A 24529-nucleotide genomic window follows, 5' to 3' on the forward strand; every position below is an offset into this window, starting at 1 on the left:
CTACAGCAAAAATCGCTTTTAAGTAGTATTAATAGTATTATTCGGCGCAAGGTTTTGTTGGGCGGAACGGGATTCGCGTTGGGTTTCGCGCGCGCGATCGCTGATAATCGCAGGCGGTTCGCGCCGCTTCTGCACGCGGTGTCGCGTAACGGACCTGCCGCCAACCCGTATCAGGAGAACCGACATTCAGCGAGATCTGCACGGCCGCGTCGCGTATTTGCTGGCGACGGCCATTCTGCGCGGCGACTACGCGCCGGAATCCATTCTGCCGCGCGAAGCGGACCTGATGGAGACGTTCGGCGTGAGCCGCACGGTGCTTCGGGAAGCGCTGCGGACGTTGACATCGAAAGGGCTGATCGAGTCGAGGCCGCGCGTCGGTACACGCGTGCGTCGGAAGACCGCGTGGAACCTGCTGGATGCCGATCTGCTCGACTGGTATTCGCGCGTCGCGCCCGCGATGGATTTCGCGCTGAAGCTGCAGGAAATGCGCGAGATGATCGAGCCCTACGCGGCCGCGCTCGCGGCGGCGTCGCATGGCGACGAATCGTTCGGTGCGCTGGATGCTGCGCATTCGGCGATGGCGGCGGCGCGCACCGTCGACGAATGGGTGCGCGCCGACCTGCAGTTCCATCTGAGCGTGCTGGCCGCTTGCAGCAACGAATTGCTGATACCGCTCGGCACGCTGATCGAGCGCACGCTCGAAGCGCAGTTGCGTCTGAACGCGAAACGCGCCGACGTGTTCAATGCGTCGCTAGGCGAGCATACGGCCGTGTTCGAAGCGATCCGCGACCGCGATGCGCCGCGCGCGCGTCACGCGATGGCGTCGCTGCTCGGCGTGACGCGAGGGCGGATCGAAGGCTGACGCTTTTGGCTGCGCGGCCTCAGTCCATCGCCGCATGCGCGGCGGTTTCGCTGCTTGCTCCGCGCGACGGGCGAATCAGCAGCACGAGGGGAATGACGGCGAGCGTCGCGACGAACATCAGCTTGAAGTCGTTCAGATACGCGATCATCGCGGCCTGCTGCGTGATCGATGCATCGAGCACCGCCACGTCGACGCGTGAACCCGTCGCGAGTATCGGCTGGACGACGGGATTGAACATGTTCACGTTCGCCGCGAGGTCCGAATGCGCGACTTGCGTGTTGCGCGTGAGCAGCGTCTGCACGATCGAGATGCCGATACTGCTGCCGATGTTGCGCATCAGGCTATAGGTCGCGGTGCCGTCGGCGCGCAGCGCGGGCGTGAGCGTCGAGAAAGTCAGCGCGCTCAGCGGCACGAACACGAGCCCGAGGCCGAAGCCCTGGATCACGCCGGGCCAGACGATGTCCGATGCCGATAGCACGATCGTGTAATGCATCATCTGCCAGAGCGCGAAGGCCGATACGACGAAGCCGGTGAGCAGCATCGCGCGCGCGTCGATGTGCTTGAGCAGGCGCCCCGCGAGCAGCATCGCGAGCATCGTGCCGGCGCCGCTCGGCGCGGTGACGAGGCCTGTTGTGGCGACGGGATAGTTCATCAGGTTTTGCAGCATCGGCGGCAGCAGCGCGCGCGTCGCATACATCACCGCGCCGATGATGAAGATGAAGAACGTGCCCGTCGCGAAGTTGCGGTCCTTCAGCAACTCGTACTTGAAGAACGACGACTTGCCGACGGTCGCCGTATGCGCAATGAAGAACGCGAAGCTGATCGACGCGATCAGCGCTTCGGCGACGATTTCATGCGAGCCGAACCAGTCGAGCTGCTCGCCGCGGTCGAGCATCGCCTGCAGCGCGCCGATCGCGAGGCCGAGTGTCGCGAAACCGAAGGCGTCAAACTTCGCGTCGTGCTTCGGTTCGCGCGACGGCAGAAACGTCAGCACACCAAAGAGCGCAAATGCGCCGATCGGTAGATTGATGAAGAAGACCCAGCGCCAGTTATAGCTATCGGTGAGCCAGCCGCCGAGCGTCGGGCCGAGAATCGGGCCGACCATCACGCCCATGCCCCAGACGGCCATCGCCTGGCCTTGTTTCTCGCGCGGGTTGATGTCGAGCAGGATCGACTGCGACAGCGGCACGAGCGATGCGCCGAAGATGCCCTGCAGGAGGCGCGACGCGACGATCTGCGTGAGCGTCTCGGACAGCCCGCACAGCGCCGACGCGACCGTGAACCCGCCGATCGCGAACATCAGCAGCCGCTTGACGCTCAGCCTGTCGGACAGCCAGCCGGTGAGCGGCGTCGCAATCGCGGCCGCGACGATGTACGACGTGAGCACCCACGTGATCTCATCCTGCGACGCCGACAGACTGCCCTGCATGTGCGGCAGCGCGACGTTGGCGATGGTGCTGTCGAGCGTCTGCATCAACGTCGCGAGCATGATCGCGATCGTGATCATCGGACGGTTCAGCGCGACGGCGGGCTTTGCTGCCGGCAAATCGGGGGACATGAAGCGATAATTTTGGGATAGTAAGCATGCTTATTGTATAGGCAACCGATTTTTATGGAAACGCTGAATTTCCCGGATACCGCGGTTCGCCGCATGTCTCGGGCCGAAGAAGCGGAGCCTCTTCGTATAATCGCGCGATGAAAACCCATTTCGACGAGCGCTTCGGCTTTCTCATTTCCGATGTCGGCAGGCTGGTCGGCAAGCGGTTCGACGACCTTGCGCGGTTGTCGATCGACTTGACGCGGGCGCAATGTCGCGCGCTCGCGTATCTGTCGCACTACGGTGACATCAATCAGGCAAGGCTCGCGGATCTTCTGGAAGTCGCGCCGATTTCGGCTGGCCGGCTGCTCGACCGGATGGAGGAGGGCGGATGGATCGAGCGCATTGGCAATCCACGTGACCGGCGCGAGAAACAGATTCGCTTGACCGAGAAGGCCGAGCGGACACTCGATGACGCGAAGAGAGTCGGCGATCAGATCGCGGCGGAGGGGCTGAGCGGCTTGACCGACGACGAAGTGAAGCAACTCATCGCGCTGCTTCAGAAAGTGCGGGGGAATCTGACGAGGATCGTCGAGCGGTGAGACGGAGGGCAGACGCGGCTTCGACAATTGCCACGAGCGATATCAAGTGCTCGCGTCGCGCTGATCCCTGCCTTTGTCGATAGCAGACTCTATCGCAGTGAAAGAATCCAACAAATAGAAGGCGGATGGTCTTGTCGATAATCAACGAGGCGCTTTTAAATGACTGCGATGTCTTAATTGAGTTTGTCTCACGAAGTATGGGCAATGGGAGTTAGTTCATTGGCCAGTGATTCGACTTCATCCCGAATACGGTGGGTGTCAAATCTGAAACGCGCTACCGAGTGCACCCGAAACAAGATGGAGCACGAATATTCCGTTACGAGCAACGACATTACTGAGCGCCGAGTGTGTTATCGCAGCGTTAACCGATACACCACTGCTATCGCCGCTGGTCGTCGCCAAGGTTGGTTGAGCCGTGTCGAATCGAATGCCTGGCGTGGAAAGCGGGGCGAGCCTATGTGATCAAGATATGGACTGGTAACCACGGCAGATTCGCCTCAAACGATCAACCGGTCTCGTCCAGATTCAATTCAGGCGCGTTACAGGCCAATTATCGGTGGGCCAAGACAAAAAAGCCGCTGTCCTTGCGGAACAGCGGCTTTTTCTTGAAGCTGGTGGCGAATCAGGGACTCGAACCCCGGACCTGCGGATTATGATTCCGTCGCTCTAACCGACTGAGCTAATTCGCCGAAAGAAGCGAAATTATGAAGATGCCGACAGAGACTGTCAACCCCAATCGGCATCTTTTTGCGACTTCTCGTCTACGCGGCGCTCAGTCCTGCGCGTAGATGTTGGAGTCCTTTGTCTCCCGCACGAAAAGCAGGCCGATCACGAAGGTGCCCAGCGCGATCACGATCGGATACCACAGCCCCGAGTAGATGTTGCCCTTGGCCGCGACGATCGCGAACGCGGTCGCTGGCAGGAAGCCGCCGAACCAGCCATTGCCGATGTGATACGGCAGCGACATCGACGTGTAGCGGATGCGCGTCGGGAACATCTCGACCAGCATCGCCGCGATTGGCCCGTACACCATCGTCACGTAGATCACGAGGATCGTCAGGATCACGACCGTCATCGGCCAGTTGATCTGTGACGGGTCGGCCTTCGGCGGATAGCCGGCCGTCTTCAGAGCGGTGCTCAGCGTCTTGTCGAAGGTCGCGCCCGCCTCCTTGGCGCCTGCCGCCTTGCCGTCATACGTGTCGATCGTCGTGTCGCCGACCTTGATCTGCGCAAGCGTGCCCGCCGGCGCCGCCACGTTGTCGTAGTTCAAGCCGGCCTTCGACAGCGCGCCCTTCGCGATATCGCAGGACGTCGTGAACTTGGCCGTGCCGACCGGGTTGAACTGGAACGAGCACTCGTCCGGATTCGCGATCACGACGATGGGCGCCTTTTGCGTCGCGGCTTCGAGAGCCGGGTTCGCGTAGTGCGTCAGCGCCTTGAAGAGCGGGAAGTACGTCAGCGCCGCGATCAGGCAGCCCGCCATGATGATCGGCTTGCGGCCGATGCGATCGGACAGCGAACCGAAGAACAGGAAGAACGGCGTGCCGATCAGCAGTGCGAGCGCGATCAGAATGTTCGCGCTCGCACCGTCGACCTTCAGCGTTTGCGTCAGGAAGAAGAGCGCGTAGAACTGACCTGTGTACCAGACAACTGCCTGGCCGGCCGTCACGCCGATCAGAGCCAGGATCACGATCTTCAGATTCTTCCATTGACCGAACGCTTCCGAGAGCGGTGCCTTCGAGGTCTTGCCTTCAGCCTTGATGCGCTCGAATGCCGGCGACTCCCGCAGTTGCAGACGGATCCACACCGAAACGCCGAGCAGGAACAAAGATGCAATGAACGGAACGCGCCAGCCCCAGCTGCCGAACGCTTCTTCGCCCATCCACGTGCGCACGCCGAGAATCACGAGCAGCGACAGGAACAGGCCGAGCGTCGCCGTCGTCTGGATCCATGCGGTGTAGAAGCCGCGCCGGTTGGCGGGCGCGTGTTCTGCGACGTAGGTCGCGGCGCCGCCGTACTCGCCGCCGAGGGCGAGACCTTGCAGCAGACGCATCGCGATGAAGATCACCGGTGATGCGAAGCCGATCGCCGCATAACCCGGCAGGAAGCCGACCACGCACGTCGACAGACCCATGATGATGATCGTGATCAGGAAAGTGTACTTGCGGCCGACCATGTCGCCGAGCCGACCGAACACCAGCGCGCCGAACGGGCGAACCGCGAAACCGGCCGCGAAGCCGAGGAGGGTAAAGATGAAGGCGGCCGTCGGATTGACGCCTGAGAAGAAGCTCTTGCTGATGTAGGCCGCCAGGGAGCCGGCCAGGTAAAAGTCGTACCACTCGAAAACCGTGCCCAACGACGACGCGAAAATCACCCGTTTCTCGTCTTTCGTCATCGGCGCGTGCGAGATTTGCCCGCTTACGGTAGCCATATGTCGTCTCCAGTATTGATATAAGTCGCGGTTCGCCCGGACAGGCGTTGCCGTGTAGCGATTATTGGAGTGGAAACTTACGGCGTTCTGACTCGCAAGACATCTTATTAGGAGCGCTAGAATCGGGCTAACGTTGGCTAATTCGTTGTAACTTCGGCGATTCGTGTCCGAACGGCTTGAAAATCGTCCGCATTTGATTGCTGACGGAAACGAGCCAAACCGACGTGTTAGGGTAAGTCCCGTGCACGATCGATCATCCGCAGGCTGACACGCACGAGCGTCCCGGCGAGGCGAGGCGACGTCTGATACACGTTGTCTTCGATGCTGAGCTCGCCGCCGTGCATCGTCGCGATTTCGCGGACGATCGCGAGACCGAGACCGCTGCCGTCTCCTTCGCGTCCAAGAATCCGATAGAAGCGCTCGAGCACGCGCTCACGCTCCGCAGGAGGAATGCCCATGCCCGTGTCTTCCACTTCCAGATGGGCCATCCCCGCGACATCGTCGCGCCGCACGCGCACGGTGATGCGTCCGCCCGCGGGCGTGTAGCGGATCGCGTTGTCGATCAGGTTGGACAGCATCTCGCGCAGCATGACCGGATTGCCTTCCACTTGGACCGCTTCTTCAGGCGTTTCCGGTCCTTCGTAGCCGAGATCCATCTGCTTCGCGAGCGCCGCCTGGACCCAGTCGCGCACGGCGCTGCGAGCCACGTCACCGATTTCCACGGGCGTGAAGATCTGCCCGGACATGCGATTCTCCGCGCGCGCCAGCGCGAGCAGCTGCGTGACGAGCCGCGCGGCGTGCTCGGAACTGGTTGCGATCTGTTCGAGCGACCGATGCACTTCCGCCGATGCATCCTGCCGCAGCGCCAGTTCGGCCTGGGTGCGCAAGCCGGCGAGCGGCGTCTTCATCTGATGCGCGGCGTCGGCGATGAAGCGCTTTTGCAGCTCCATGTTCTGTTCGAGACGCGTCAGCAGGTCGTTGAACGACGTGACGAGCGGCTCGATTTCGGGCGGCGCGCGGCGCGCTTCGAGCGGCGACAGATCGTCGGGGCGGCGCGCGCGGATATGTGCCTGCAGCGCGTGCAGCGGCGCGAGGCCGCGCGACAGCCCGAACCACACGAGCAAAATGGCGAGCGGCAGGATCACGAACTGCGGCAGGATCACGCCTTTGATGATGTCGTTGGCGAGCGCGCTGCGTTTGTCGAGTGTCTCGGCCACCTGCACGAGCACCGGCTGCGCGCCGGGCGTCTGCGGAAACTCGACAGTCGTATAGGCCACGCGGATGTCATTGCCGCGCAGCAGGTCGTCTCGAAATTCGACGATGCCCGGCTGCGGCCGGTCCTCTTCACGCGGAAGCGGCATGTCGCGATCGCCGCCGACCAGTTCGCCGCGCGTCCCTAGCACCTGATAGAACACGCTGTCGATGTTGTCCGCGCGCAGGAAATCGCGCGTCGACTCGGGCAGCGTCAATTCGGCGACGCCGTTGACGGGATGAATTTGCCGCGCGAGCACATACGCGTCGGTTTCCAGCGCGCGGTCGAACGGCCCGTTCGCAATCGACTTCGCGACCAGATATGTGACGGCAAGACTCATCGGCCACAGCAGGAGCAAGGGCGCGAGCATCCAGTCGAGAATTTCGCCGAACAGGGAGCGCGGGCGCGTCTCCGCCGCCGCTTCGGTTTCGTCGGGCGGCGCGAACGGATTCGCGTAACGGGCGTCGCGGACTTCGTCGATATCCGCCGCGTGCGCCGTGGCGCGTGGTGCGCGGACGGACATGGAGCGCCTTTACTTGAAATGGTGGCTGGCGGGCATCGCCGCCGACGCGGTCGCCTCGGATTGCTGTCGCGCCGGCGTCTGCGGCGAAGCCTGCTCGCCGGCCGTTTGTGGTTGCGTTTGCGCCTGAGGCGACGGCGCGGCTTTCTCGAGACAATAGCCAAGCCCACGCACGGTGATGATGCGTACGCCGCTCGGTTCGATCTTCTTGCGCAGCCGGTGCACGTACACCTCGATCGCGTTGTTGCTGACTTCCTCGCCCCATTCGCACAGGTGATCGACGAGCTGTTCCTTCGAGACCAGCCGCCCGATCCGCTGCAACAGGACTTCGAGCAATCCTAGCTCACGCGCGGAGAGATCGATAACCTGATCATTGGCATAGGCAATTCGGCCAACCTGGTCGAACGACAGCGATCCGTGCCTGACGACGGTCGGTCCGCCGCCCGCGCCGCGCCGCGTCAGCGCGCGCACGCGTGCTTCGAGTTCGTTGAGCGCGAAGGGCTTGGCCATGTAGTCGTCGGCGCCGAGGTCGAGTCCCTTGACGCGCTCGTCGACGCTGTCGGCCGCCGTCAGAATCAGCACGGGAAGGTTCGAATTGCGCGCGCGCAGACGCCGCAGCACGTCGAGACCGGACATTTTCGGCAGTCCGAGATCGAGAATCAGGAGGTCGAAAGTCTGCATCGACAGCGCGGTATCCGCTTCCGCGCCCGTCTTCACATGGTCAACGGCGTATGCCGATTGGCGGAGTGATCGGACGAGACCGTCCGCGAGTATGCTGTCGTCTTCGGCAATGAGAATTCGCATGATGCGCCCTGCCCGGCCGGCACCGGGGCGCTCCGGCGCACAGCGTCTCCGAAAATTTTTTGTGGGTAGCGAGTGTAGCCCGCTTCGCACATGCGGACGTCCGCATGTGATTCGGGCTTGCCAAAACTACTGTTTTTTTATACAGTGTCTGCGTTTAGCGTGCTGGCTGTTCATACCGTGTTCAAAGCGGTGTCGAATCAGCCGGTGCACCTGCCTCAGACGCCGTTCATCATAGCAAAGGACGATTCATGGAAGAAAGCAAGAAAGGCTCGGCTGGACTGACTGCGGAAAAGAGCAAGGCCCTTGCTGCCGCGCTTGCGCAGATCGAAAAGCAGTTCGGCAAGGGGTCGGTCATGCGGCTCGGCCAAGGTGAGGCAGTCGAAGATATTCAGGTGGTCTCGACGGGATCGCTGGGTCTCGACATCGCGCTGGGCGTCGGCGGTCTGCCGCGCGGCCGTGTGGTCGAAATCTACGGACCGGAGTCATCGGGCAAGACCACGCTGACGCTGCAAGTCGTTGCCGAAATGCAAAAGCTCGGCGGCACAGCGGCGTTCATCGACGCGGAACACGCGCTCGACATCCAGTACGCGCAAAAGCTCGGCGTGAATGTGAGCGACCTGCTGGTCTCGCAGCCGGACACGGGTGAACAGGCGCTCGAAATCGCGGACGCACTGGTCCGTTCGGGCTCGATCGACATGATCGTGATCGACTCGGTTGCGGCGCTCGTGCCGAAGGCTGAAATCGAAGGCGAAATGGGTGATTCACTGCCTGGCTTGCAGGCACGTCTGATGTCGCAGGCGCTGCGCAAGCTGACGGGCACGATCAAGCGCACGAACTGCCTTGTTATCTTCATCAACCAGATTCGCATGAAGATCGGCGTGATGTTCGGCAACCCGGAAACCACGACGGGCGGCAACGCGCTGAAGTTCTACGCGTCGGTGCGTCTGGACATTCGCCGTATCGGTTCGATCAAGAAGAACGACGAAGTGATCGGCAATGAAACGCGCGTGAAGGTCGTGAAGAACAAGGTGTCGCCACCGTTCCGCGAAGCGATCTTCGACATCCTGTATGGCGAAGGCATCTCGCGTCAGGGCGAAATCATCGATCTCGGCGTGCAGGCGAAGATCGTCGACAAGGCCGGTGCCTGGTACAGCTACAACGGCGAGCGTATCGGTCAGGGCAAGGACAACGCGCGTGAATTCCTGCGTGAGAATCCCGACATCGCGCGCGAGATCGAAAACCGTATCCGCGAATCGCTCGGCGTGAATGCAATGCCGACGGACGCCGCAGTCGGTGCGGACGCGGAAGTCGCGGGCGAAGAAGAATAATCGTCGCGTGATACGCAAGGGCCGCCCCGTTTCTTCGCGCCCTGCTTCCACCAGGGACGCAGGACACGATGCGGGCGACCCGCGTGACGACGCAGCATTCGAATCGTCGTCACGCTCATCTTCATCATCTTCAGCTTCGTCTGCGTCTGTGGCCTCGTCGCATACACACGATTCATCAACGGACGATTCCGATCCGTTCGAATTGTTCGATGCCCACGATCGTGCCGCGGGGCTTGGTCCGTCTTCCCGTCCGTCTCCTTTCAACCGTTCAAGCGACGGCAGCGGCGAGACTACCTATACGCGATCACGTCGCCAGCCTGGCGAACCCAAATCCGCCGATACGGCAAGCCGCGCGTCACAACGTCCCATACGTTCGCTCAAAGGCCGCGCGCTCGGCTATCTTTCGCGCCGCGAATACAGTCGCGCGGAGTTGTCGCGCAAGCTGGCGCCCTACGCGGAGGAGGGCGAATCCATCGACGTGCTGCTGGATTCGCTCGAAAGCGAAGGCTGGCTATCCGATTCGCGTTTCGCGGAAAGCCTGATCAACCGGCGCGCGTCGCGCATGGGCGCGGGTCGCATTGTCGGCGAACTCAAGCGCCATTCGGTCGGACAGGCGCTGGTCGAAGAAGTGAGCGCGCAATTGCGCGAAACGGAACTGGCGCGCGCTCAAGCCGTGTGGCGCAAGAAATTCGGCCAACTCCCCGAGACGCCCAATGATCGCGCGAAGCAGGCGCGCTTCCTTGCCGCGCGTGGTTTTTCGCAGGCGATCATCGGGAAGATTCTCAAGGGTATCGACGAAGACTGGGCGTCGGAATAGGGCGAGTAAATGGGGCGAATGAGTCGGGCGAATGAGTCGGGCCAATAAGTCGGGCGCCCCGCGACAGCCCCGTCGGATGAAACGCTCCTGAGATCTATGCCGCAACTCCGCGCAAGGCCCGGTGGAACAAGCCCCCGCGGGCTTCGGCCAGTCTCAAATACCCAGTATGCTAAAATTCAACGGTTCTTCAATCCGGCCTTTTTTCCCGCATGCCGCTTTCCCCGCCAGTGTCCCGACAATTGCGCCATCGCCGCGCAATCCGAGTGGACGCATATGAGCGTGAAGATGGCCTGTGGGATATCGAGGCGTGCCTCACCGACGAAAAGCCACGTGACGTGGCGCTTGCGTCGGGTGTCCGGCCGAACGGCCTGCCGATCCATGAACTCTGGCTCCGCATCACGATCGATCGCAAGCTCAGTGTCGTCGACGCCGAAGCGTCGTCCGACTGGGTGCCGTATCCCGGTCTGTGTGAAGCCTCCAATCCCGCCTATCGGGCCCTCATCGGGCTCAATCTGTTCCGAAACTTTCGTCGTGATGCCGCCCGCTTGCTGGCCGGCACGGCTGGCTGCACGCATCTCACCGAGTTGTGCGCAGTCCTGCCGACGGCCGCCATCCAGGCGTTCGCCGGCGACGTGTGGAACACCGCGCGGGGAAATCCAGGGGATAGGCAGCAAACAGGTTCGCAAAACGGATCGGCAGACGGTTCGAGCCAGCATGCACAGGGCAGCAACGGACAGGACGCACAAAACAACGCTTCGAACGAGCACGCGAGCGGTCAAGCAAGCGAGCAATCAAACGACAAACCGCCATTCCAGTTGGGCCGCTGCCATGCGCTGCGATTCGACGGCGAGGCGGTGCGCCAGTTTTATCCGCGCTGGTATGGCCACGCGCCGCGTTCAGCGGATCGCGCGGACGCCGCGCCCGACGGACAGACCGTGAAGACGGCCCGTCCCGAGTAAGCGGTCCAGGCGGAAGCGAAGTTCAATCCAACTCTCAGACTGAAGGGAATCACGCATGAAGATTCACGAGTACCAGGGTAAGGAAATCCTGCGGAAATTCGGAGTCGCGGTACCGCGCGGCAAGCCGGTCTTCTCGGTGGACGATGCGGTCAAGGCCGCTGAAGAGCTGGGCGGCCCGGTGTGGGTCGTGAAGGCTCAGATCCACGCGGGTGGCCGTGGCAAGGGTGGCGGCGTGAAGGTCGCGAAGTCGCTCGACCAGGTCCGCGAATATGCGAACCAGATTCTCGGCATGCAGCTGGTCACGCACCAGACGGGCCCGGAAGGCCAGAAGGTGAATCGTCTGCTGATCGAAGAAGGCGCTGACATCAAGAAGGAACTGTATGTCGGTCTCGTGATCGATCGCGTCTCGCAGAAGGTCGTCGTGATGGCCTCGAGCGAAGGCGGCATGGACATCGAAGAAGTCGCTGAGAAGACTCCGGAAGCGATCCACAAGGTGGCAGTCGATCCGTCGAAGGGTCTGCAGGATTCCGAAGCCGACGATCTCGCGAAGAAGATCGGCGTGCCCGACGCATCGATTCCGCAAGCACGCGCGATCCTGCAAGGCCTGTACAAGGCATTCTGGGAAACGGACGCATCGCTGGCCGAAATCAACCCGCTGATCCTGACGGGCGAAGGCAAGGTGATCGCGCTGGACGCCAAGTTCAACTTCGACTCGAACGCACTGTTCCGTCATCCGGAAATCGTCGCTTACCGCGATCTGGACGAGGAAGATCCCGCTGAAGTCGAAGCATCGAAGTTCGACCTCGCGTACATTTCGCTCGACGGCAACATCGGCTGTCTCGTGAACGGCGCGGGCCTCGCAATGGCAACGATGGACACGATCAAGCTGTTCGGCGGCGAGCCGGCGAACTTCCTCGACGTCGGCGGTGGCGCGACGACGGAGAAGGTCACGGAAGCCTTCAAGCTGATGCTGAAGAACCCGAACCTGACGGCCATTCTCGTCAACATCTTCGGCGGCATCATGCGCTGCGACGTGATCGCGGAAGGCGTGATCGCGGCTTCGAAGGCGGTCGATCTGCAAGTGCCGCTCGTCGTGCGCATGAAGGGCACGAACGAAGACCTCGGCAAGAAGATGCTGGCTGACTCCGGCCTGCCGATCATCTCGGCGGACAGCATGGAAGAAGCTGCGCAGAAGGTCGTCGCGGCTGCCGCAGGCAAGGCCTGATCGCCCCGGCGCTTATCACCGGATTACGAATGGCGGCGTGCGAGCGGCGCGGGTAGAGAGTTGCCGCAAGACGCTAAAGCGCACGTCGCCAAACGAACAGAGGTCAATACATGTCGATTCTGATCAACAAAGACACCAAGGTCATCACGCAGGGCATCACCGGCAAGACCGGTCAGTTCCACACGCGCGCATGCCGTGAATACGCAAACGGCCGCGAAGCGTTCGTCGCGGGCGTGAACCCGAAGAAGGCTGGCGAAGACTTCGAAGGCATTCCGATTTACGCGAGCGTCAAGGAAGCGAAGGCAGAAACGGGCGCGACCGTCTCGGTCATCTACGTGCCGCCCGCAGGCGCTGCTGCTGCAATCTGGGAAGCCGTCGAAGCCGATCTCGATCTCGCGATCTGCATCACGGAAGGCATCCCCGTTCGCGACATGATCGAAGTGAAGGACCGCATGCGCCGCGAAGGCCGCAAGACGCTGCTGCTCGGACCGAACTGCCCGGGCACGATCACGCCGGACGAACTGAAGATCGGCATCATGCCGGGCCACATCCACAAGAAAGGCCGCATCGGCGTCGTGTCGCGTTCAGGCACGCTGACGTACGAAGCGGTCGGCCAGTTGTCGGCGCTGGGCCTCGGCCAGTCGTCGGCAGTCGGTATCGGCGGCGATCCGATCAACGGTCTGAAGCACATCGACGTGATGAAGATGTTCAACGACGATCCGGATACGGACGCCGTCATCATGATCGGTGAAATCGGTGGCCCGGACGAAGCGAATGCGGCGTACTGGATCAAGGACAACATGAAGAAGCCGGTGGTCGGCTTCATCGCCGGCGTCACGGCGCCTCCGGGCAAGCGCATGGGCCACGCCGGCGCGCTGATCTCGGGCGGCGCGGATACGGCTGACGCGAAGCTGGAAATCATGGACGCCTGCGGTATCAAGGTCACGAAGAACCCGTCGGAAATGGCCCGCCTGTTGAAGTCCATTCTGTAAGACGTATGGCGATAGCGCCGGAAACGCCCGCTGGTTGCGGCGTTTTTTGATACTCTTACGAAATTCTTTCGTAAGACGCAGTTCAAAGCGAGGGAGCGAGCGATTGCTCCCTCGCTTTTTTGTTGCCTGCCGCTTTCGCCACCTTTTATTCTGCTTTCCATGTTCGAGTTCCTCACCACGCTCCATTGGGGCGCTGTTTTTCAGATCATCGTCATCGACATCCTTCTCGGTGGCGATAACGCGGTCGTGATCGCGCTCGCTTGCCGCAATCTGCCGGCTGCGCAGCGCACGAAGGGCGTGCTGTGGGGCACATTGGGCGCGATCCTGCTGCGCGTGATGCTGATTGCGTTCGCCGTCGCGCTGCTCGACGTGCCGCTGCTCAAGTTCGCGGGCGGCTTGTTGCTGCTGTGGATCGGCGTGCGCCTGCTCGCGCCCGCACCGGACGCGCACGCGAACGTCAAGCCCGCCGACAAGCTGATCACGGCGATCAAGACGATCATCATCGCGGATGCCGTGATGAGCCTCGACAATGTGATTGCGATTGCGGGCGCCGCCGAAGCCGCCGAGCCGCATCACCGCATTGCCCTCGTCGTGTTCGGGCTGTTCGTCAGCATTCCGCTGATCGTGTGGGGCAGCCAGCTCGTTCTGAAGCTGCTGGACCGCTATCCGCTCGTCGTCACGATCGGCGGCGCGCTGCTCGGCTGGATCGCGGGCGGCCTCATCGTCAACGACCCGGCCGGCGATCGCTGGCCGATCCTCGACACGCCCATTGCCGAGTACGGCATGCGCATCGCGTGCGCGCTGTTCGTCGTGATAGCCGGCTACGCGATGAAGCGGCGAAATGCGGCGCGCATCACGGGCACGCCGCCCGGAATGCACTGACGCCATTCACTCTACCTATGCATTCGCGCGCGCACCATTAGCCATTCGGCCGACTGCCGGCGCCATTCGCGGCTCGCTACGATCGAAGCGCCTGTCCTGATTCCCGGGGCAGGCGCTTTCGTTTTGAGGAGTCTGCCGATGATCGCTACTGTTGCCGTTGCTTCGTTGTCCACGCTTCACGCCCCCGGGCGGCGCACCCGTTCGATGCGCCCATGGTCTGCCGCGCTTGCGCGCATCGGGCGCTTCTGGGGCTTTACGCTGATCGAGCTGATGATCGTGCTTGCGATCGTCGGCGTGATCGCCGCGTATGCTATTCCCGCCTATCAGGACTATCTCGCGCGCAGCCGCGTCGGCGAGGGGCTGTCGCTGGCGGCCGCTGCGCAGCTGACCGTCGGCGAGAACGCCGGCAGCGGAAATGCGTTCGGCAGCGGTTATGCTTCGCCGCCCGCCACGCGCAACGTCCAGTCGATCCACATCGACGACGACACCGGGCAGATCACCGTCGCGTTCACGACGCGCGTCGCCGAAGACGGCGCGAATACGATCGTGTTCGTGCCGTCCGCACCCGATAACGCGGACACGCCGACTGCGCGCGTCGCGCTTGCGAAGGGCGCGGTGCAGAAGGGCACGATCACGTGGGAATGCTTCGCGGGCGGCAAGGGCGCATCGTCGCTCCCCGCGCCGGGCGCCGGACCGATGCCCGTAGACGCTCCGACGTTGGCTTCGAATCTCGCGCCGCCGGAGTGCCGCGGCTGACGGGAACCCGACGACAGGCGGCGCGCCTTCAGTCTGTTGAACATCGTCAAGGGTCACGGCGAAAGCTTTCGCGCCGTGGCCCGATTCGAGGTTATTTCGGCCGGCCGGCGCACAGCGCAAGGATTTTTTTGTATAGTGCGCCGGTTGCTGAGATCCCCGGTTACTCATGTCCAACCCCTTTGCGCGTTACCTGTCCTTATTTCTGTTGGCTTGTGCGTTGATCCTGCCGTATGCCGTCGTCAACCACACGTACCCGATCCCGACGTTCTATGCCGAATTCACGGCGCTGTCGCTCTATCTGCTGCTGGGCGCGGGCGTCGTTTTTCTCGTGTCGACGGCCCGGCCGCGTGTGACGTTTGCGTCTCCCGTGGTGGCGCTGGTGCCTCTGGCGTTCGGGCTGGTGCTTATCGCGCAGTCCATCGTGCTGCCCGTCGCGCAGCCGTCGATGAACTGGCTCGGCGCGGGCTTCCTGCTTGCTGCGTTTATGGCGGTGCACGCGGGCTATGGGTTCAATCGCGCGAATCTGTCGGAGACCGTGGTGACGGTGGCTGCGTTCGCGCTGGTGGTCGGCGGGCTTTTTGCCGTCTTCTGTCAGGTGATCCAGCTGTTCCACCTGGAAGTGAAGGTGACTCCGCTCGTCGTCGCGTACAACGTGACGTCGGAGCGCCGTCCGTTCGGCAACATGGCGCAGGCCAATCACCTCGCAACCTACATCGCGTTCGCGACGGCAGGCGCGATGTACCTGGTGCAGACGCGGCGCATCAACGTCTTCATCTGGCTGCTCGTCTCGGCGATTTACTCGGGCGGGCTGGCGTTGACCGTGTCGCGCGGACCGTGGCTGCAAATGGGCGTGATCGTGGTCGCGGGCTTCTGGATGGCGTTCGCCGAGCAGCGCCGCGATGCGTCCCGACGTCGAAGCGGTCGCGAGTGGTTGTTGCCCGTCGTGCTCGCCGCGTTGTTCTTCGTGGTGAATGCTGCGATCCGCTGGGCGAACCTGCATTACGATCTCGGTCTCGCGCAGTCCGCGGCGGAGCGCATGAAGGACGCGAGCCAGATCGCGCCGCGTATCGCGCTGTGGAAATACGGCTTGACGATGTTCCGCACGCATCCGTTGCTCGGGGTCGGCTGGGGCGAATTCCCGCGCTATCAGTTCGATCTGGCAAAAGCGCTAGGCGGCGTGGAGATCGCGAACAACTCGCATGACATTTTTATCGATCTGCTCGCAAAGACGGGTCTGATCGGACTCGGCATCGTGCTGCTCGGGCTCGGTGCATGGTTTATGCGCGTCGTGCGCGTCCCGCACACGGCTGCGCGTGTGTTCGGCCTTGCGGTGATTGGCGTGCTCGTGATGCACGCGCTCGTCGAATATCCGCAGCAGTATATGTTTTTCCTGTTGCCCGCGATGTTCGTGTTCGGCCTGCTCGACACGAAGCCGCTGCGTCTGATTCCGGGCGGCGTGTCGTTCGGCGCTTTCGTCGTGATCGTATTCGGCGGGCTGGCTGCGCTGTATCCCGTCTATCGGGATTACGCGCGCTCGGAGGTGCTGTACTACGGCTCGCGTCCGTTCGACCAGTATCGCGAGGACCCGTCGTTCCTGTTCGGTGCATGGGGCGAGTACGGCATGGCGACGCTCTTGCCGATGAACGCGCAGGATTTGCCGCACAAGCTCGCGATGCATCGTCAGGCGATCGCGTTGCTGCCGGGCGAAACGGTGCTGCGTCGCTATGCGGTGCTGCAGGCGCTCGCCGGCGACACGAACGGCGCATTCGATACTGTCGAGCGCCTGAAGATTTTCGCGGAAGAGCTGCACGACTGGCCTTCGCAACTCGCGTATCTGTACGATCTGTGCGATCAGCAGAAGACGCTGGGCGAGTTCAAGGCGGAACTGATGAAGAAGTATGGAACGCCGCCGAAGGGCATCAACGACAACGACGAGGACGACGGCGACGACGAAAGTTGAGTCGCCTGTTCCATGTCGTAGAAACGTGAGCGGCGCGCTAAGCGCGCCGTCACTGCGCCACCCAATCCCCCGATTTCCCGCCGTGCTTTTCTAGCACCTTCACATCGGTGATCGTCATTCCGCGATCCACCGCCTTGCACATGTCGTAGACGGTCAGAAGGCCGACCTGAACGGCCGTCAGCGCCTCGATCTCGACACCCGTACGCCCCAGCGTCTCGACCTGAACGCGGCAATGCACGGCAGGCACCGTCTCGTCGAGTTCGAAATCGACGGCCACGCGCGTGAGCGCGAGCGGATGGCAGAGCGGGATCAGATCGGCAGTGCGCTTGGCGCCCTGGATCGCGGCGATGCGCGCGACGCCGATTACATCGCCTTTCTTCGCCTCGCCTGTGCGGATCAGCTCGAACGTCGCGGGCAGCATGCGGATCGATCCGCGCGCGACCGCGATGCGTTTGGTTTCCGCCTTGCCGCCGACGTCGACCATATGCGCCTGGCCGGCTGCGTCGAAATGAGTGAGTTCGGACATGGTTGGCTCCTTCAGAGGGCGCCTATCATAGCAGCGCAGAATGCCGTCGGGCTCCCGGGCGCGGATTGCCGTCAGTTCACGATAACCCACATCGCGCAGCAGCGTTCGATCGCGCGTGAGCCGCCGCCCACGCGTTTCAGGAAGTCCGTGCATCCGTTGCTCGGTACAATCGCAAGAGGCCCGTTCCATCCGGCTCTTTACGCCGCTTTCGATTTCGCCATCGTCCGCAATGCGTCTGAAACGGTTTATCGCTGCGTTGTTGTCCGTCACGCTCGCCGTTCCGCCCGCGATCATCGCGCAGCCGTCGAATACCTCGGAGCTGCCGCTCGTCACGGGGCCGCTCGACGCGTATGGCGATGCCTCCGTGCCGCACGACATCGCGCAAGGCGTGTTCGGCATGTATGGCGGCGCGCAGGCGCGCCTCTCCGGCAACCCGGGCGGCAACGCGAGCCTGCGCGCGCCGATGTCCACGCAACAGTTGCCGGACCTCGGCGACGGCTCGGGCGGAACGCTCACGCCTCAAGCCGAGCGCAAGCTCGGCGAGCGCGTGATGCGCGAAATCCGCAGCGATCCCGACTATCTCGACGACTGGCTGGTGCGCGACTATCTGAACTCGATCGCCGCGAAGCTCGGCGCCGCCGCGGCCACGCAGTACATCGGCGGCTATCGTCCGGACTTCGATCTGTTCGCGATGCGCGATGCGCAGATCAACGCGTTCTCGCTGCCGGGCGGTTTCATCGGCGTGAACACGGGCCTGATCGTCGCGACGCAGACGGAATCGGAACTCGCATCGGTGCTCGGTCACGAAATGGGCCACGTGCTGCAGCGGCACATCGCGCGCATGATCACGGCGGGCGAGCATAGCGGCTACGCAGCGCTGGCGGGCATGCTGCTCGGCGTGCTGGCGGGCGTCCTCGCGCACAGCGGCGATCTGGGCAGCGCGATCGCCGTGGGCGGGCAGGCCTACGCCGTCGACAACCAGTTGCGCTTCTCGCGCGCTGCCGAGCATGAAGCGGATCGCGTCGGCTTTCAGCTGCTCGCGGGCGCGGGCTACGATCCGTACGGAATGGTCGCGTTCTTCGAGCGGCTCGATCGCGCGTCGATGAGCGATGCCGGCGCGCCCGCCTATGCGCGCACGCACCCGCTGACGGGCGAGCGTATCGCCGACATGTCCGACCGTGCGCGCCGCTCGCCGTACCGTCAGCCACGCCAGTCGTCGGAATACGCGTTCGTGCGTGCGCGGGCACGCGTGCTGCAAGACCGCTCGCGCAGCGAATACGCGGACGACATTTCGCGCATGCGCTCGGAGCTCGAGGATCGTACCGCGATCAACGTGGCGGGCAACTGGTACGGCATCGCGTACGCGCAGACGCTGCTCGAGCGTTACGACGACGCGACCGCAGCGCTCGCCAATGCGCGCGCGGCGTTCGAATCGGCCGAGCGCGCGGAGGGCGACGCGACCCGTAGTTCGCCGAGCCTCGACGTGCTCGCCGTCGATATCGCGCGGCGCGCCGGCCGCAACGACGAAGCCGTGCGTCTCGCGGAACTCGCGCAAAAGCGCTGGCCGCGATCGCACGCGGCCATCGACATGCATCTGCAGACGCTCCTTACCGCGCGCCATTTCAGCGAGGCGCAAGCGCAGGCGCTGCGCGAGACGCGCGCCGATCCGCAGCAGCCCGTCTGGTGGCGCTATCTCGCGCAAGCGAGCGTCGGCACGGGCGATGCGCTGACGCAGCATCGCGCGCTCGCGGAGAAGTTTGCACTAGAAGGAGCGTGGCCGTCGGCGATCCGGCAGCTCAAGGAAGCGCGTGACATCAAGTCGGTCGGCTACTACGACCTGTCGACCATCGACGCGCGTCTGCATGAATTGGAGGCGCGCTACAAGGAAGAGCGCGACGACGAAAAGGACAGCAGCTAATGCGAGGACTTCTCCGAAGCGGAGGCTGCCTCTGTCGTGGCACGTGCAGCCGGACTTGCGACGAATCCGAAGCGCTTCTCGACCTCAGCCTTGCGCACCGGCTGTAGCGTCAACGCGATATCGTCGCGCCAGAGAAACTGGCCGCTACGGCCGTCGCCGGCGAGTTCGGCATGTTCGGAGAACAGGTCGAGATCGTGATCGTGCAGAACCGCGATGCGCGCGGGCGCGGATTTGTCCGTGAAGAGAATGCCGCCTTCGTCGTCGAGATACGCGGCGGCGGGTTCGAACGCTACGCCAGCCTGATCGGTCAGCGTGAGCTTGCCGGCCGCGTCGTCGGTGGAAAGCCGCACGACGAACGGCGTATAGACAAGTTCGACGTACACGCGCTGCGGGCCGTTCTGGAAGAACCATTGGCCCTGATCATCGGCTTCGTAATTGCGATTAATGAAGCCGAGCAGCGCCGTGTGGCGGATCGGCTCGCCGAGCGCGCCTGCCGCTTGCGCCGCTTCGTCGCGCATGCGCCAGTTGCCGCGCCTGTCGAGCAGCAGCCAGCCGGTGCAGTGCGGCACGTTCGGCCATTTGGCGAGTGCCTGCCTGACGATGTCATCCATGATGCGTGAACGGATCGAAGTAGCCGAAGACACGGCGCGAAAGCCAGTCGATACGGCCGGGGAAAGGGCCCGTCATGAAGCCGACGTGTCCGCCATGCTCCGGTTGATCGAGTTGCACCGCCGATGATACCTCGCTGCGCGATGGCAGCGCGGCGCCGGGCAGGAAAGGGTCGTTGCGCGCATTCAGCACGAGCGTCGGCACCGTGATTTCGGGCAGCAGCGGGCGGGTGCTCGCGCGGGTCCAGTAGTCGTCGGCATTGCGGAAGCCGTGCAGGGGCGCCGTCACGACGTCGTCGAACTCATACATCGTGCGGCTTGCGCGCACATCGTCGAGATCGAACAGGCCCGGGTATTGCGCGAGCTTTTGCTGCGCCTTCTGCTTGAGCGTCTTCAGGAAACTTCGCGTGTAGATCATGCCCAAGCCTTGCGACAGCGCGCGGCCCCCGGCGTGCACATCGAGCGGCGCGGAGATCGCGGCGGCCGCCGCGATGATCGACGCGTCCTCGCGGCGCTCGCCGAGCCAGCGCAGCAGCACGTTGCCGCCGAGCGACACGCCCGCCGCCACGATCGGCCCCGCGTGCATGTCGCGCAGACGGCGCAGCACCCAGTCGACTTCGTTGCTGTCGGCGAGATGATAGAAGCGCGGCAACAGGTTCATCGACCCGCTGCAACTGCGAAAGTGCGGCACGACGCCAAGCCAGCCCCGCGCGCAGGCGGCCGCCATCAGCGTGCGCGCGTAATGCGAATCCGAGCTGCCTTCCAGTCCGTGAAACAGCACGAAAAGCGGCGTGCCGGGGCGCGCGCGATAGCTGGTGAGAGGATCGGACGCGAGCCAGTCGAGATCGATGAAATCGCCGTCGGGTGTATCCCAGCGCTCGCGCCGGTACTCGACCACGGGACGGCGGCCGAACAGGGCGGGGACGATTGTCTGGATATGGTTGTTGGGCAGCCACAGCGGGGCACGGTAGAGCAGGTCGACGGTCGCCTCGACGGGCGCCTCCATCGCAGCCTCCAGGGCCGCCGCTGCTGCATCGAGGGCCGGCCTGGAAGAAGCTTTCTTGTCGTGGGTCGTGCTCATGCCAACACCGGTATTCGAGCGAAGCCCCGAGGCGCGGCTTCGGAAAAGCGGGTCTCGCGGAGCGCTTCAGTGCAGCGCGCCCTGACCATGTCTCATTTTGGCAGCAAACTGCGTGGCCGTTTCGTTCGGCATCGCACTCGCGTGGATATGCGCGATCTTCCACTCGCCGCGCTCGTGGACCATCACATAGGTCGTGAAGATCATCGACGGAATGGCTGCCGGGTCGGCCGGACGATGCGCTTCGGCAATCGCATAGACGACGGTGCCCAGGCTGTCGTAGACGCGAATGTCGAGCGGTTCGATAGACACAGGCTGCGCTTCGAGCTGAAGCGTGAGGCCCGCGCGGATCGCGTCGAGGCCGTGCAGATGCGAGCCATCGGCGCAGATGCAGCTGACGAACTCCTCGTCGATCCACAGGCCCATCAAGCTGTCGATATTGACCTCCGCGACGGCCTGGTAGTAGGCGTTCAACGTGTCCGCAGCGGCTTCGAAGATGTGGGCAAAACGTGGCATGGCTCGTCAGTCTCTTGCGCGCGAGGCGCGCGGTTGCGGGTCAGTGGTCGGCGTCTCGTGCCGTCGGCGGCACGGTTCGCGCAGGCTGGCTCGTGGCGCGGATGCACAGGCCTTTTCCACGCCTTTTGCAGAACAGTTCCGGGCCGCTTCCGGGTGAATCCCAAGCCGATCCCAAGTCAACTCTCCGGCCTGTTTTCAGGCGATTTTCCGGGCTTTCCCTACGCGCCTGCAAGGCCATTCGCCAGCATGCCCGCACTGCAAGACGCGAGCATGACGCATCGAGCGGACACGGCGCGCTTCGCACGAGACGTGACCGATGGCCGCCAACCTGCCCGCGATGCTTTCCAGCGAACACATGGCAGGCGTTTCGGCGGGCGGAGCGCGGCCCGAACGCTCAGCGTTGCGCGATCAGCATGCCGCGCAGATCGTCGAACACCTGCTCGGCGCTCAGTTGCCGCAGGCAGTTCAGATGACCCAGCGGGCACTCGCGCTGGAAGCAAGGACTGCACTCGAGATGCAGCCATTGTACCTTTGCGAGGTCCGACAAGGGCGGCGTGTGGCGCGGATCGGTCGATCCGTAGACAGCGACGAGCGGACGGCGCAGTGCCGCCGCGACGTGCATCAGCCCGGAGTCGTTGGTCACGACGGCGCTCGCCCGCGAGATCAGCGCGCTCGCTTCGCCGAGCGCCGTCTGGCCACAGAGGTTGCGCACGTTCGGCGCGCGGTCGGCGATCGCCTGGGCGATGGGCGCGTCTTTCGGCGAGCCGAGCGCGATGATCTTCGTGTACGGAAACGACTGGCCGACCATCTGCGCAAGCGCCGCGAAATGCTCGGGGGGCCAGCGCTTCGCGGGGCCGTACTCGGCGCCGGGGCAGAACACCAGCAGCGGCACGCGTGTGTCCAGGTTGAAGCGGGATGAGACGCGCGCCGCCTCGTTCAGGTCGGCGTCGAGCCGGGGCTGTGTCAGGTCGTCGGGCAGTTTCGCGCCGGGCGCGTAGGCGAGCGCGGCGTACTGGCCGACCATCGGCGGACGCTCGTCCTTGCGCGGGTTCGCGTGCCGCACGTTCAGCAAGCCGTAGCGGCTTTCGCCCGTATAGCCGATGCGCAACGGAATGCCCGCCATCCACGGAATCAGCGCGGACTTCAGCGAGTTGGGCAGCACATAGGCGGCGTCATAGCCGACGTCGCGCAGGTCGCTCGCCAGTTGCCAGCGGCGCAGCATTTGCAGCTTGCCGTGCGCGAGATCGGTCGCGTAGACGTCGCGGATTTCAGGCATCCGTTCGAGGATGGGCGCGACCCAGCTGGGCGCGACCGCGTCGATCGCGATACGCGGATGCAATTTCACGAGGCGCGCGAACAAAGGCTGCGCCATCAATGCGTCACCGATCCAGTTCGGTGCGATAACCAACGCGCGACGCATCAGGGGGAGTTTCCGATGTCGAAAATAAAGCGCCGCGCGCACGGGGCGCGCGGGGCCGGGGTTGTCAGGAACAATGGACTGCGGCTCGGGCTATACCGGCGTGCGCGGGAAGTGCGGCTTTCCGCGCGGATTGCCGCACGACGCGCGGCGCCGCGGCCCGTGCCGCGGACGAAGCGGCGCGCGGATCAGTGACCTTTGATCACTTCGCCGTCGCGCAGCTTGTAGCGCGTGCTGCAGTAAGGGCAGCGCGCTTCGCCGTGCGTCACGTCGATAAAGACGCGCGGATGGTTGCTCCAGCGCGGCATCGACGGGTTCGGGCAGTACGCAGGAAGATCCTTCGCCGACAGTTCGACCAGCGGCATTTCCTTGATTTCACTCATAGGGACTTTCTCGTTGTATGCAAAAAGCGGGTGCGGCTGGCGTTTGCCTTCACGTGTGGCCGCCGCGCCCGCGGAATTCAGATCTTCGTGAGCCAGTGCGCGTACTTCTCGCTCTTGCCGTTCACGATGTCGAAGAACGCCGATTGCAGCTTTTCCGTGATCGGGCCGCGCGTGCCCGAGCCGATCGTGCGGTTGTCGAGTTCGCGGATGGGCGTGACTTCGGCGGCCGTGCCGGTGAAGAACGCTTCGTCGGCCGTATAGACTTCGTCGCGCGTGATGCGCTTTTCGATCACCTCGATGCCGGCGTCCTTCGCCAGCGTGATGACCGTGTCGCGCGTGATGCCGTCGAGGCACGACGACAGGTCGGGCGTGTACAGCTTGCCGTTGTTCACGAGGAAGAAGTTCTCGCCCGAGCCTTCCGATACATAGCCGTCGACATCGAGCAGCAGCGCTTCGTCGTAGCCGTCGGCGGTAGCTTCCTGGTTCGCGAGGATCGAGTTGACGTACCAGCCCGACGCCTTCGCGCGGACCATCGACACGTTCACGTGATGGCGCGTGAACGACGACGTCTTCACGCGGATGCCCTTCTTGATGCCGTCTTCGCCCAGATACGCGCCCCACGGCCATGCGGCGATCGCGACGTGAATGGTATTGCCTTTCGCCGACACGCCCAGCTTTTCCGAGCCGACCCAGATGATCGGGCGCAGATAGCACGACTCCAGCTTGTTCTCGCGCACGACTTCGCGCTGCGCGGCGGCGAGCGTTTCGTGGTCGAACGGCACGTCCATCTGGAAGATCTTGGCCGAGTTGAGCAGGCGCTTCGTGTGCTCCTTCAGACGGAAGATCGACGTGCCGCCGTCGACCGTCTTGTACGCGCGCACGCCCTCGAAGACGCCCATCCCATAGTGCAGCGTATGGGTGAGGACGTGGATCCTGGCGTCGCGCCATTCGATGAGCTTGCCATCCATCCAGATCTTGCCGTCGCGGTCGGCCATTGACATACGGTTCTCCAGGCAGTGCGGGTTCGGGTTCTAACGTTCCAACGTGTACGGACTTGTTGTGACGCGCGATGCGCGTGGCGCGCCGACTACACAAAGCGCCGGGGACACGCGGCAAACGCGATATTTTACCGTCATTTGCACAGGCAACGGGCATT

At 63.5% G+C, this 24529-nt stretch carries 22 protein-coding genes and 1 tRNA gene; 11 read left to right on the forward strand and 12 right to left on the reverse strand.

Translation table 11 applies throughout. From position 1 onward, the window contains the following. The first annotated feature begins 169 nt into the window (after positions 1-169). The gene (locus tag AABE10_RS06520; RefSeq protein WP_342933079.1) at positions 170-862 is read left to right on the forward strand and encodes a FadR/GntR family transcriptional regulator; all 693 of its coding nucleotides are present in this window, start codon (positions 170-172) and stop codon (positions 860-862) included. Positions 863-881: 19 nt separating this feature from the next. Here AABE10_RS06520 and AABE10_RS06525 read toward each other — a convergent pair whose 3' ends face one another. Further along, the gene (locus AABE10_RS06525) at positions 882-2420 is read right to left on the reverse strand and encodes a DHA2 family efflux MFS transporter permease subunit (protein ID WP_342932481.1); all 1539 of its coding nucleotides are present in this window, start codon (positions 2418-2420) and stop codon (positions 882-884) included. 137 nt (positions 2421-2557) lie between these two features. Here AABE10_RS06525 and AABE10_RS06530 point away from each other — a divergent pair, with 137 nt between their 5' ends. Continuing rightward, complete coding sequence (locus tag AABE10_RS06530) at positions 2558-3001, forward strand: MarR family transcriptional regulator (protein WP_342932482.1); 444 nt, start codon at positions 2558-2560, stop codon at positions 2999-3001. Between the two features lie 612 nt (positions 3002-3613). Here AABE10_RS06530 and AABE10_RS06535 read toward each other — a convergent pair. The 4 genes from AABE10_RS06535 to AABE10_RS06550 form a co-directional block, all read right to left on the reverse strand. Continuing rightward, positions 3614-3690, reverse strand: a tRNA-Met gene (locus AABE10_RS06535). Between the two features lie 83 nt (positions 3691-3773). Beyond that, complete coding sequence (locus AABE10_RS06540) at positions 3774-5432, reverse strand: MFS transporter (RefSeq protein WP_342932483.1); 1659 nt, start codon at positions 5430-5432, stop codon at positions 3774-3776. A 227-nt stretch (positions 5433-5659) separates the two neighbouring features. Beyond that, on the reverse strand, positions 5660-7207 hold the full coding sequence (locus AABE10_RS06545; protein ID WP_342932484.1) for a sensor histidine kinase: 1548 nt from the start codon (positions 7205-7207) through the stop codon (positions 5660-5662). A 9-nt stretch (positions 7208-7216) separates the two neighbouring features. Further along, entirely contained in the window at positions 7217-8008 is a 792-nt protein-coding gene (locus AABE10_RS06550) for a response regulator transcription factor (RefSeq protein WP_342932485.1), read from the reverse strand. A 248-nt stretch (positions 8009-8256) separates the two neighbouring features. Here AABE10_RS06550 and recA point away from each other — a divergent pair, with 248 nt between their 5' ends. The 8 genes from recA (at position 8257) to AABE10_RS06590 (ending at position 16927) form a co-directional block, all read left to right on the forward strand. Next, positions 8257-9336: a recombinase RecA gene (gene recA / locus AABE10_RS06555; RefSeq protein WP_342932486.1), complete on the forward strand. Its 1080-nt coding sequence runs from the start codon at positions 8257-8259 to the stop codon at positions 9334-9336. A 7-nt stretch (positions 9337-9343) separates the two neighbouring features. Further along, entirely contained in the window at positions 9344-10153 is an 810-nt protein-coding gene (recX, locus tag AABE10_RS06560) for a recombination regulator RecX (protein ID WP_342932487.1), read from the forward strand. A gap of 209 nt (positions 10154-10362) precedes the next feature. Continuing rightward, entirely contained in the window at positions 10363-11112 is a 750-nt protein-coding gene (locus AABE10_RS06565) for a DUF2889 domain-containing protein (protein WP_342932488.1), read from the forward strand. A gap of 55 nt (positions 11113-11167) precedes the next feature. Continuing rightward, positions 11168-12337, forward strand: a complete 1170-nt coding sequence (sucC, locus tag AABE10_RS06570; RefSeq protein ID WP_090865524.1) for an ADP-forming succinate--CoA ligase subunit beta — start codon at positions 11168-11170, stop codon at positions 12335-12337. Between the two features lie 110 nt (positions 12338-12447). After that, positions 12448-13329, forward strand: a complete 882-nt coding sequence (gene sucD / locus AABE10_RS06575) for a succinate--CoA ligase subunit alpha (RefSeq protein WP_342932489.1) — start codon at positions 12448-12450, stop codon at positions 13327-13329. Positions 13330-13488: 159 nt separating this feature from the next. Further along, entirely contained in the window at positions 13489-14211 is a 723-nt protein-coding gene (locus AABE10_RS06580; protein WP_342932490.1) for a TerC family protein, read from the forward strand. A gap of 138 nt (positions 14212-14349) precedes the next feature. Further along, the gene (locus AABE10_RS06585) at positions 14350-14967 is read left to right on the forward strand and encodes a pilin (protein WP_428983268.1); all 618 of its coding nucleotides are present in this window, start codon (positions 14350-14352) and stop codon (positions 14965-14967) included. 166 nt (positions 14968-15133) lie between these two features. Then, complete coding sequence (locus tag AABE10_RS06590) at positions 15134-16927, forward strand: PglL family O-oligosaccharyltransferase (protein ID WP_342932491.1); 1794 nt, start codon at positions 15134-15136, stop codon at positions 16925-16927. Positions 16928-16976: 49 nt separating this feature from the next. Here the strand turns inward: AABE10_RS06590 and moaC are convergent, their stop codons facing one another. After that, positions 16977-17453, reverse strand: a complete 477-nt coding sequence (gene moaC, locus AABE10_RS06595; RefSeq protein ID WP_342932492.1) for a cyclic pyranopterin monophosphate synthase MoaC — start codon at positions 17451-17453, stop codon at positions 16977-16979. 229 nt (positions 17454-17682) lie between these two features. Here moaC and AABE10_RS06600 point away from each other — a divergent pair, with 229 nt between their 5' ends. Beyond that, the gene (locus AABE10_RS06600) at positions 17683-19371 is read left to right on the forward strand and encodes a M48 family metalloprotease (protein WP_342932493.1); all 1689 of its coding nucleotides are present in this window, start codon (positions 17683-17685) and stop codon (positions 19369-19371) included. Here the strand turns inward: AABE10_RS06600 and AABE10_RS06605 are convergent. The 6 genes from AABE10_RS06605 to AABE10_RS06630 form a co-directional block, all read right to left on the reverse strand. Next, entirely contained in the window at positions 19368-19982 is a 615-nt protein-coding gene (locus tag AABE10_RS06605) for a DUF2946 family protein (protein ID WP_342932494.1), read from the reverse strand. The two genes, AABE10_RS06600 and AABE10_RS06605, sit on opposite strands and share 4 nt — an antisense overlap. Beyond that, on the reverse strand, positions 19975-21060 hold the full coding sequence (locus AABE10_RS06610; RefSeq protein WP_342932495.1) for a hydrolase: 1086 nt from the start codon (positions 21058-21060) through the stop codon (positions 19975-19977). Before AABE10_RS06610 ends, AABE10_RS06605 begins: the two co-directional genes overlap by 8 nt. A gap of 66 nt (positions 21061-21126) precedes the next feature. Then, positions 21127-21573, reverse strand: coding sequence for a nuclear transport factor 2 family protein (locus AABE10_RS06615; protein ID WP_090865533.1), 447 nt, complete (start codon positions 21571-21573; stop codon positions 21127-21129). Between the two features lie 394 nt (positions 21574-21967). Beyond that, entirely contained in the window at positions 21968-22993 is a 1026-nt protein-coding gene (gene waaF, locus AABE10_RS06620; protein WP_342932496.1) for a lipopolysaccharide heptosyltransferase II, read from the reverse strand. A gap of 185 nt (positions 22994-23178) precedes the next feature. Further along, positions 23179-23373, reverse strand: coding sequence for a zinc-finger domain-containing protein (locus AABE10_RS06625; RefSeq protein WP_007590092.1), 195 nt, complete (start codon positions 23371-23373; stop codon positions 23179-23181). A 77-nt stretch (positions 23374-23450) separates the two neighbouring features. After that, on the reverse strand, positions 23451-24374 hold the full coding sequence (locus AABE10_RS06630) for a branched-chain amino acid transaminase (RefSeq protein ID WP_342932497.1): 924 nt from the start codon (positions 24372-24374) through the stop codon (positions 23451-23453). Positions 24375-24529 lie beyond the last annotated feature (155 nt).

The sequence above is a fragment of the Paraburkholderia diazotrophica genome (assembly GCF_038900755.1).
Lineage (GTDB): Bacteria > Pseudomonadota > Gammaproteobacteria > Burkholderiales > Burkholderiaceae > Paraburkholderia > Paraburkholderia diazotrophica_A.

What these genes read in the sequence shown, in the direction of transcription:
- AABE10_RS06525 (WP_342932481.1), bottom strand. Translation starts at nt 2,420, where the DNA reads ATGTCCCCCGATTTGCCGGCAGCAAAGCCCGCCGTCGCGCTGAACCGT.
- AABE10_RS06530 (WP_342932482.1), top strand. Translation starts at nt 2,558, where the DNA reads ATGAAAACCCATTTCGACGAGCGCTTCGGCTTTCTCATTTCCGATGTC.
- AABE10_RS06540 (WP_342932483.1), bottom strand. Translation starts at nt 5,432, where the DNA reads ATGGCTACCGTAAGCGGGCAAATCTCGCACGCGCCGATGACGAAAGAC.
- AABE10_RS06545 (WP_342932484.1), bottom strand. Translation starts at nt 7,207, where the DNA reads ATGTCCGTCCGCGCACCACGCGCCACGGCGCACGCGGCGGATATCGAC.
- AABE10_RS06550 (WP_342932485.1), bottom strand. Translation starts at nt 8,008, where the DNA reads ATGCGAATTCTCATTGCCGAAGACGACAGCATACTCGCGGACGGTCTC.
- recA (WP_342932486.1), top strand. Translation starts at nt 8,257, where the DNA reads ATGGAAGAAAGCAAGAAAGGCTCGGCTGGACTGACTGCGGAAAAGAGC.
- AABE10_RS06565 (WP_342932488.1), top strand. Translation starts at nt 10,363, where the DNA reads ATGCCGCTTTCCCCGCCAGTGTCCCGACAATTGCGCCATCGCCGCGCA.
- sucC (WP_090865524.1), top strand. Translation starts at nt 11,168, where the DNA reads ATGAAGATTCACGAGTACCAGGGTAAGGAAATCCTGCGGAAATTCGGA.
- sucD (WP_342932489.1), top strand. Translation starts at nt 12,448, where the DNA reads ATGTCGATTCTGATCAACAAAGACACCAAGGTCATCACGCAGGGCATC.
- AABE10_RS06580 (WP_342932490.1), top strand. Translation starts at nt 13,489, where the DNA reads ATGTTCGAGTTCCTCACCACGCTCCATTGGGGCGCTGTTTTTCAGATC.
- AABE10_RS06585 (WP_428983268.1), top strand. Translation starts at nt 14,350, where the DNA reads ATGATCGCTACTGTTGCCGTTGCTTCGTTGTCCACGCTTCACGCCCCC.
- AABE10_RS06590 (WP_342932491.1), top strand. Translation starts at nt 15,134, where the DNA reads ATGTCCAACCCCTTTGCGCGTTACCTGTCCTTATTTCTGTTGGCTTGT.
- moaC (WP_342932492.1), bottom strand. Translation starts at nt 17,453, where the DNA reads ATGTCCGAACTCACTCATTTCGACGCAGCCGGCCAGGCGCATATGGTC.
- AABE10_RS06600 (WP_342932493.1), top strand. Translation starts at nt 17,683, where the DNA reads ATGCGTCTGAAACGGTTTATCGCTGCGTTGTTGTCCGTCACGCTCGCC.
- AABE10_RS06605 (WP_342932494.1), bottom strand. Translation starts at nt 19,982, where the DNA reads ATGGATGACATCGTCAGGCAGGCACTCGCCAAATGGCCGAACGTGCCG.
- AABE10_RS06610 (WP_342932495.1), bottom strand. Translation starts at nt 21,060, where the DNA reads ATGAGCACGACCCACGACAAGAAAGCTTCTTCCAGGCCGGCCCTCGAT.
- AABE10_RS06615 (WP_090865533.1), bottom strand. Translation starts at nt 21,573, where the DNA reads ATGCCACGTTTTGCCCACATCTTCGAAGCCGCTGCGGACACGTTGAAC.
- waaF (WP_342932496.1), bottom strand. Translation starts at nt 22,993, where the DNA reads ATGCGTCGCGCGTTGGTTATCGCACCGAACTGGATCGGTGACGCATTG.
- AABE10_RS06625 (WP_007590092.1), bottom strand. Translation starts at nt 23,373, where the DNA reads ATGAGTGAAATCAAGGAAATGCCGCTGGTCGAACTGTCGGCGAAGGAT.
- AABE10_RS06630 (WP_342932497.1), bottom strand. Translation starts at nt 24,374, where the DNA reads ATGTCAATGGCCGACCGCGACGGCAAGATCTGGATGGATGGCAAGCTC.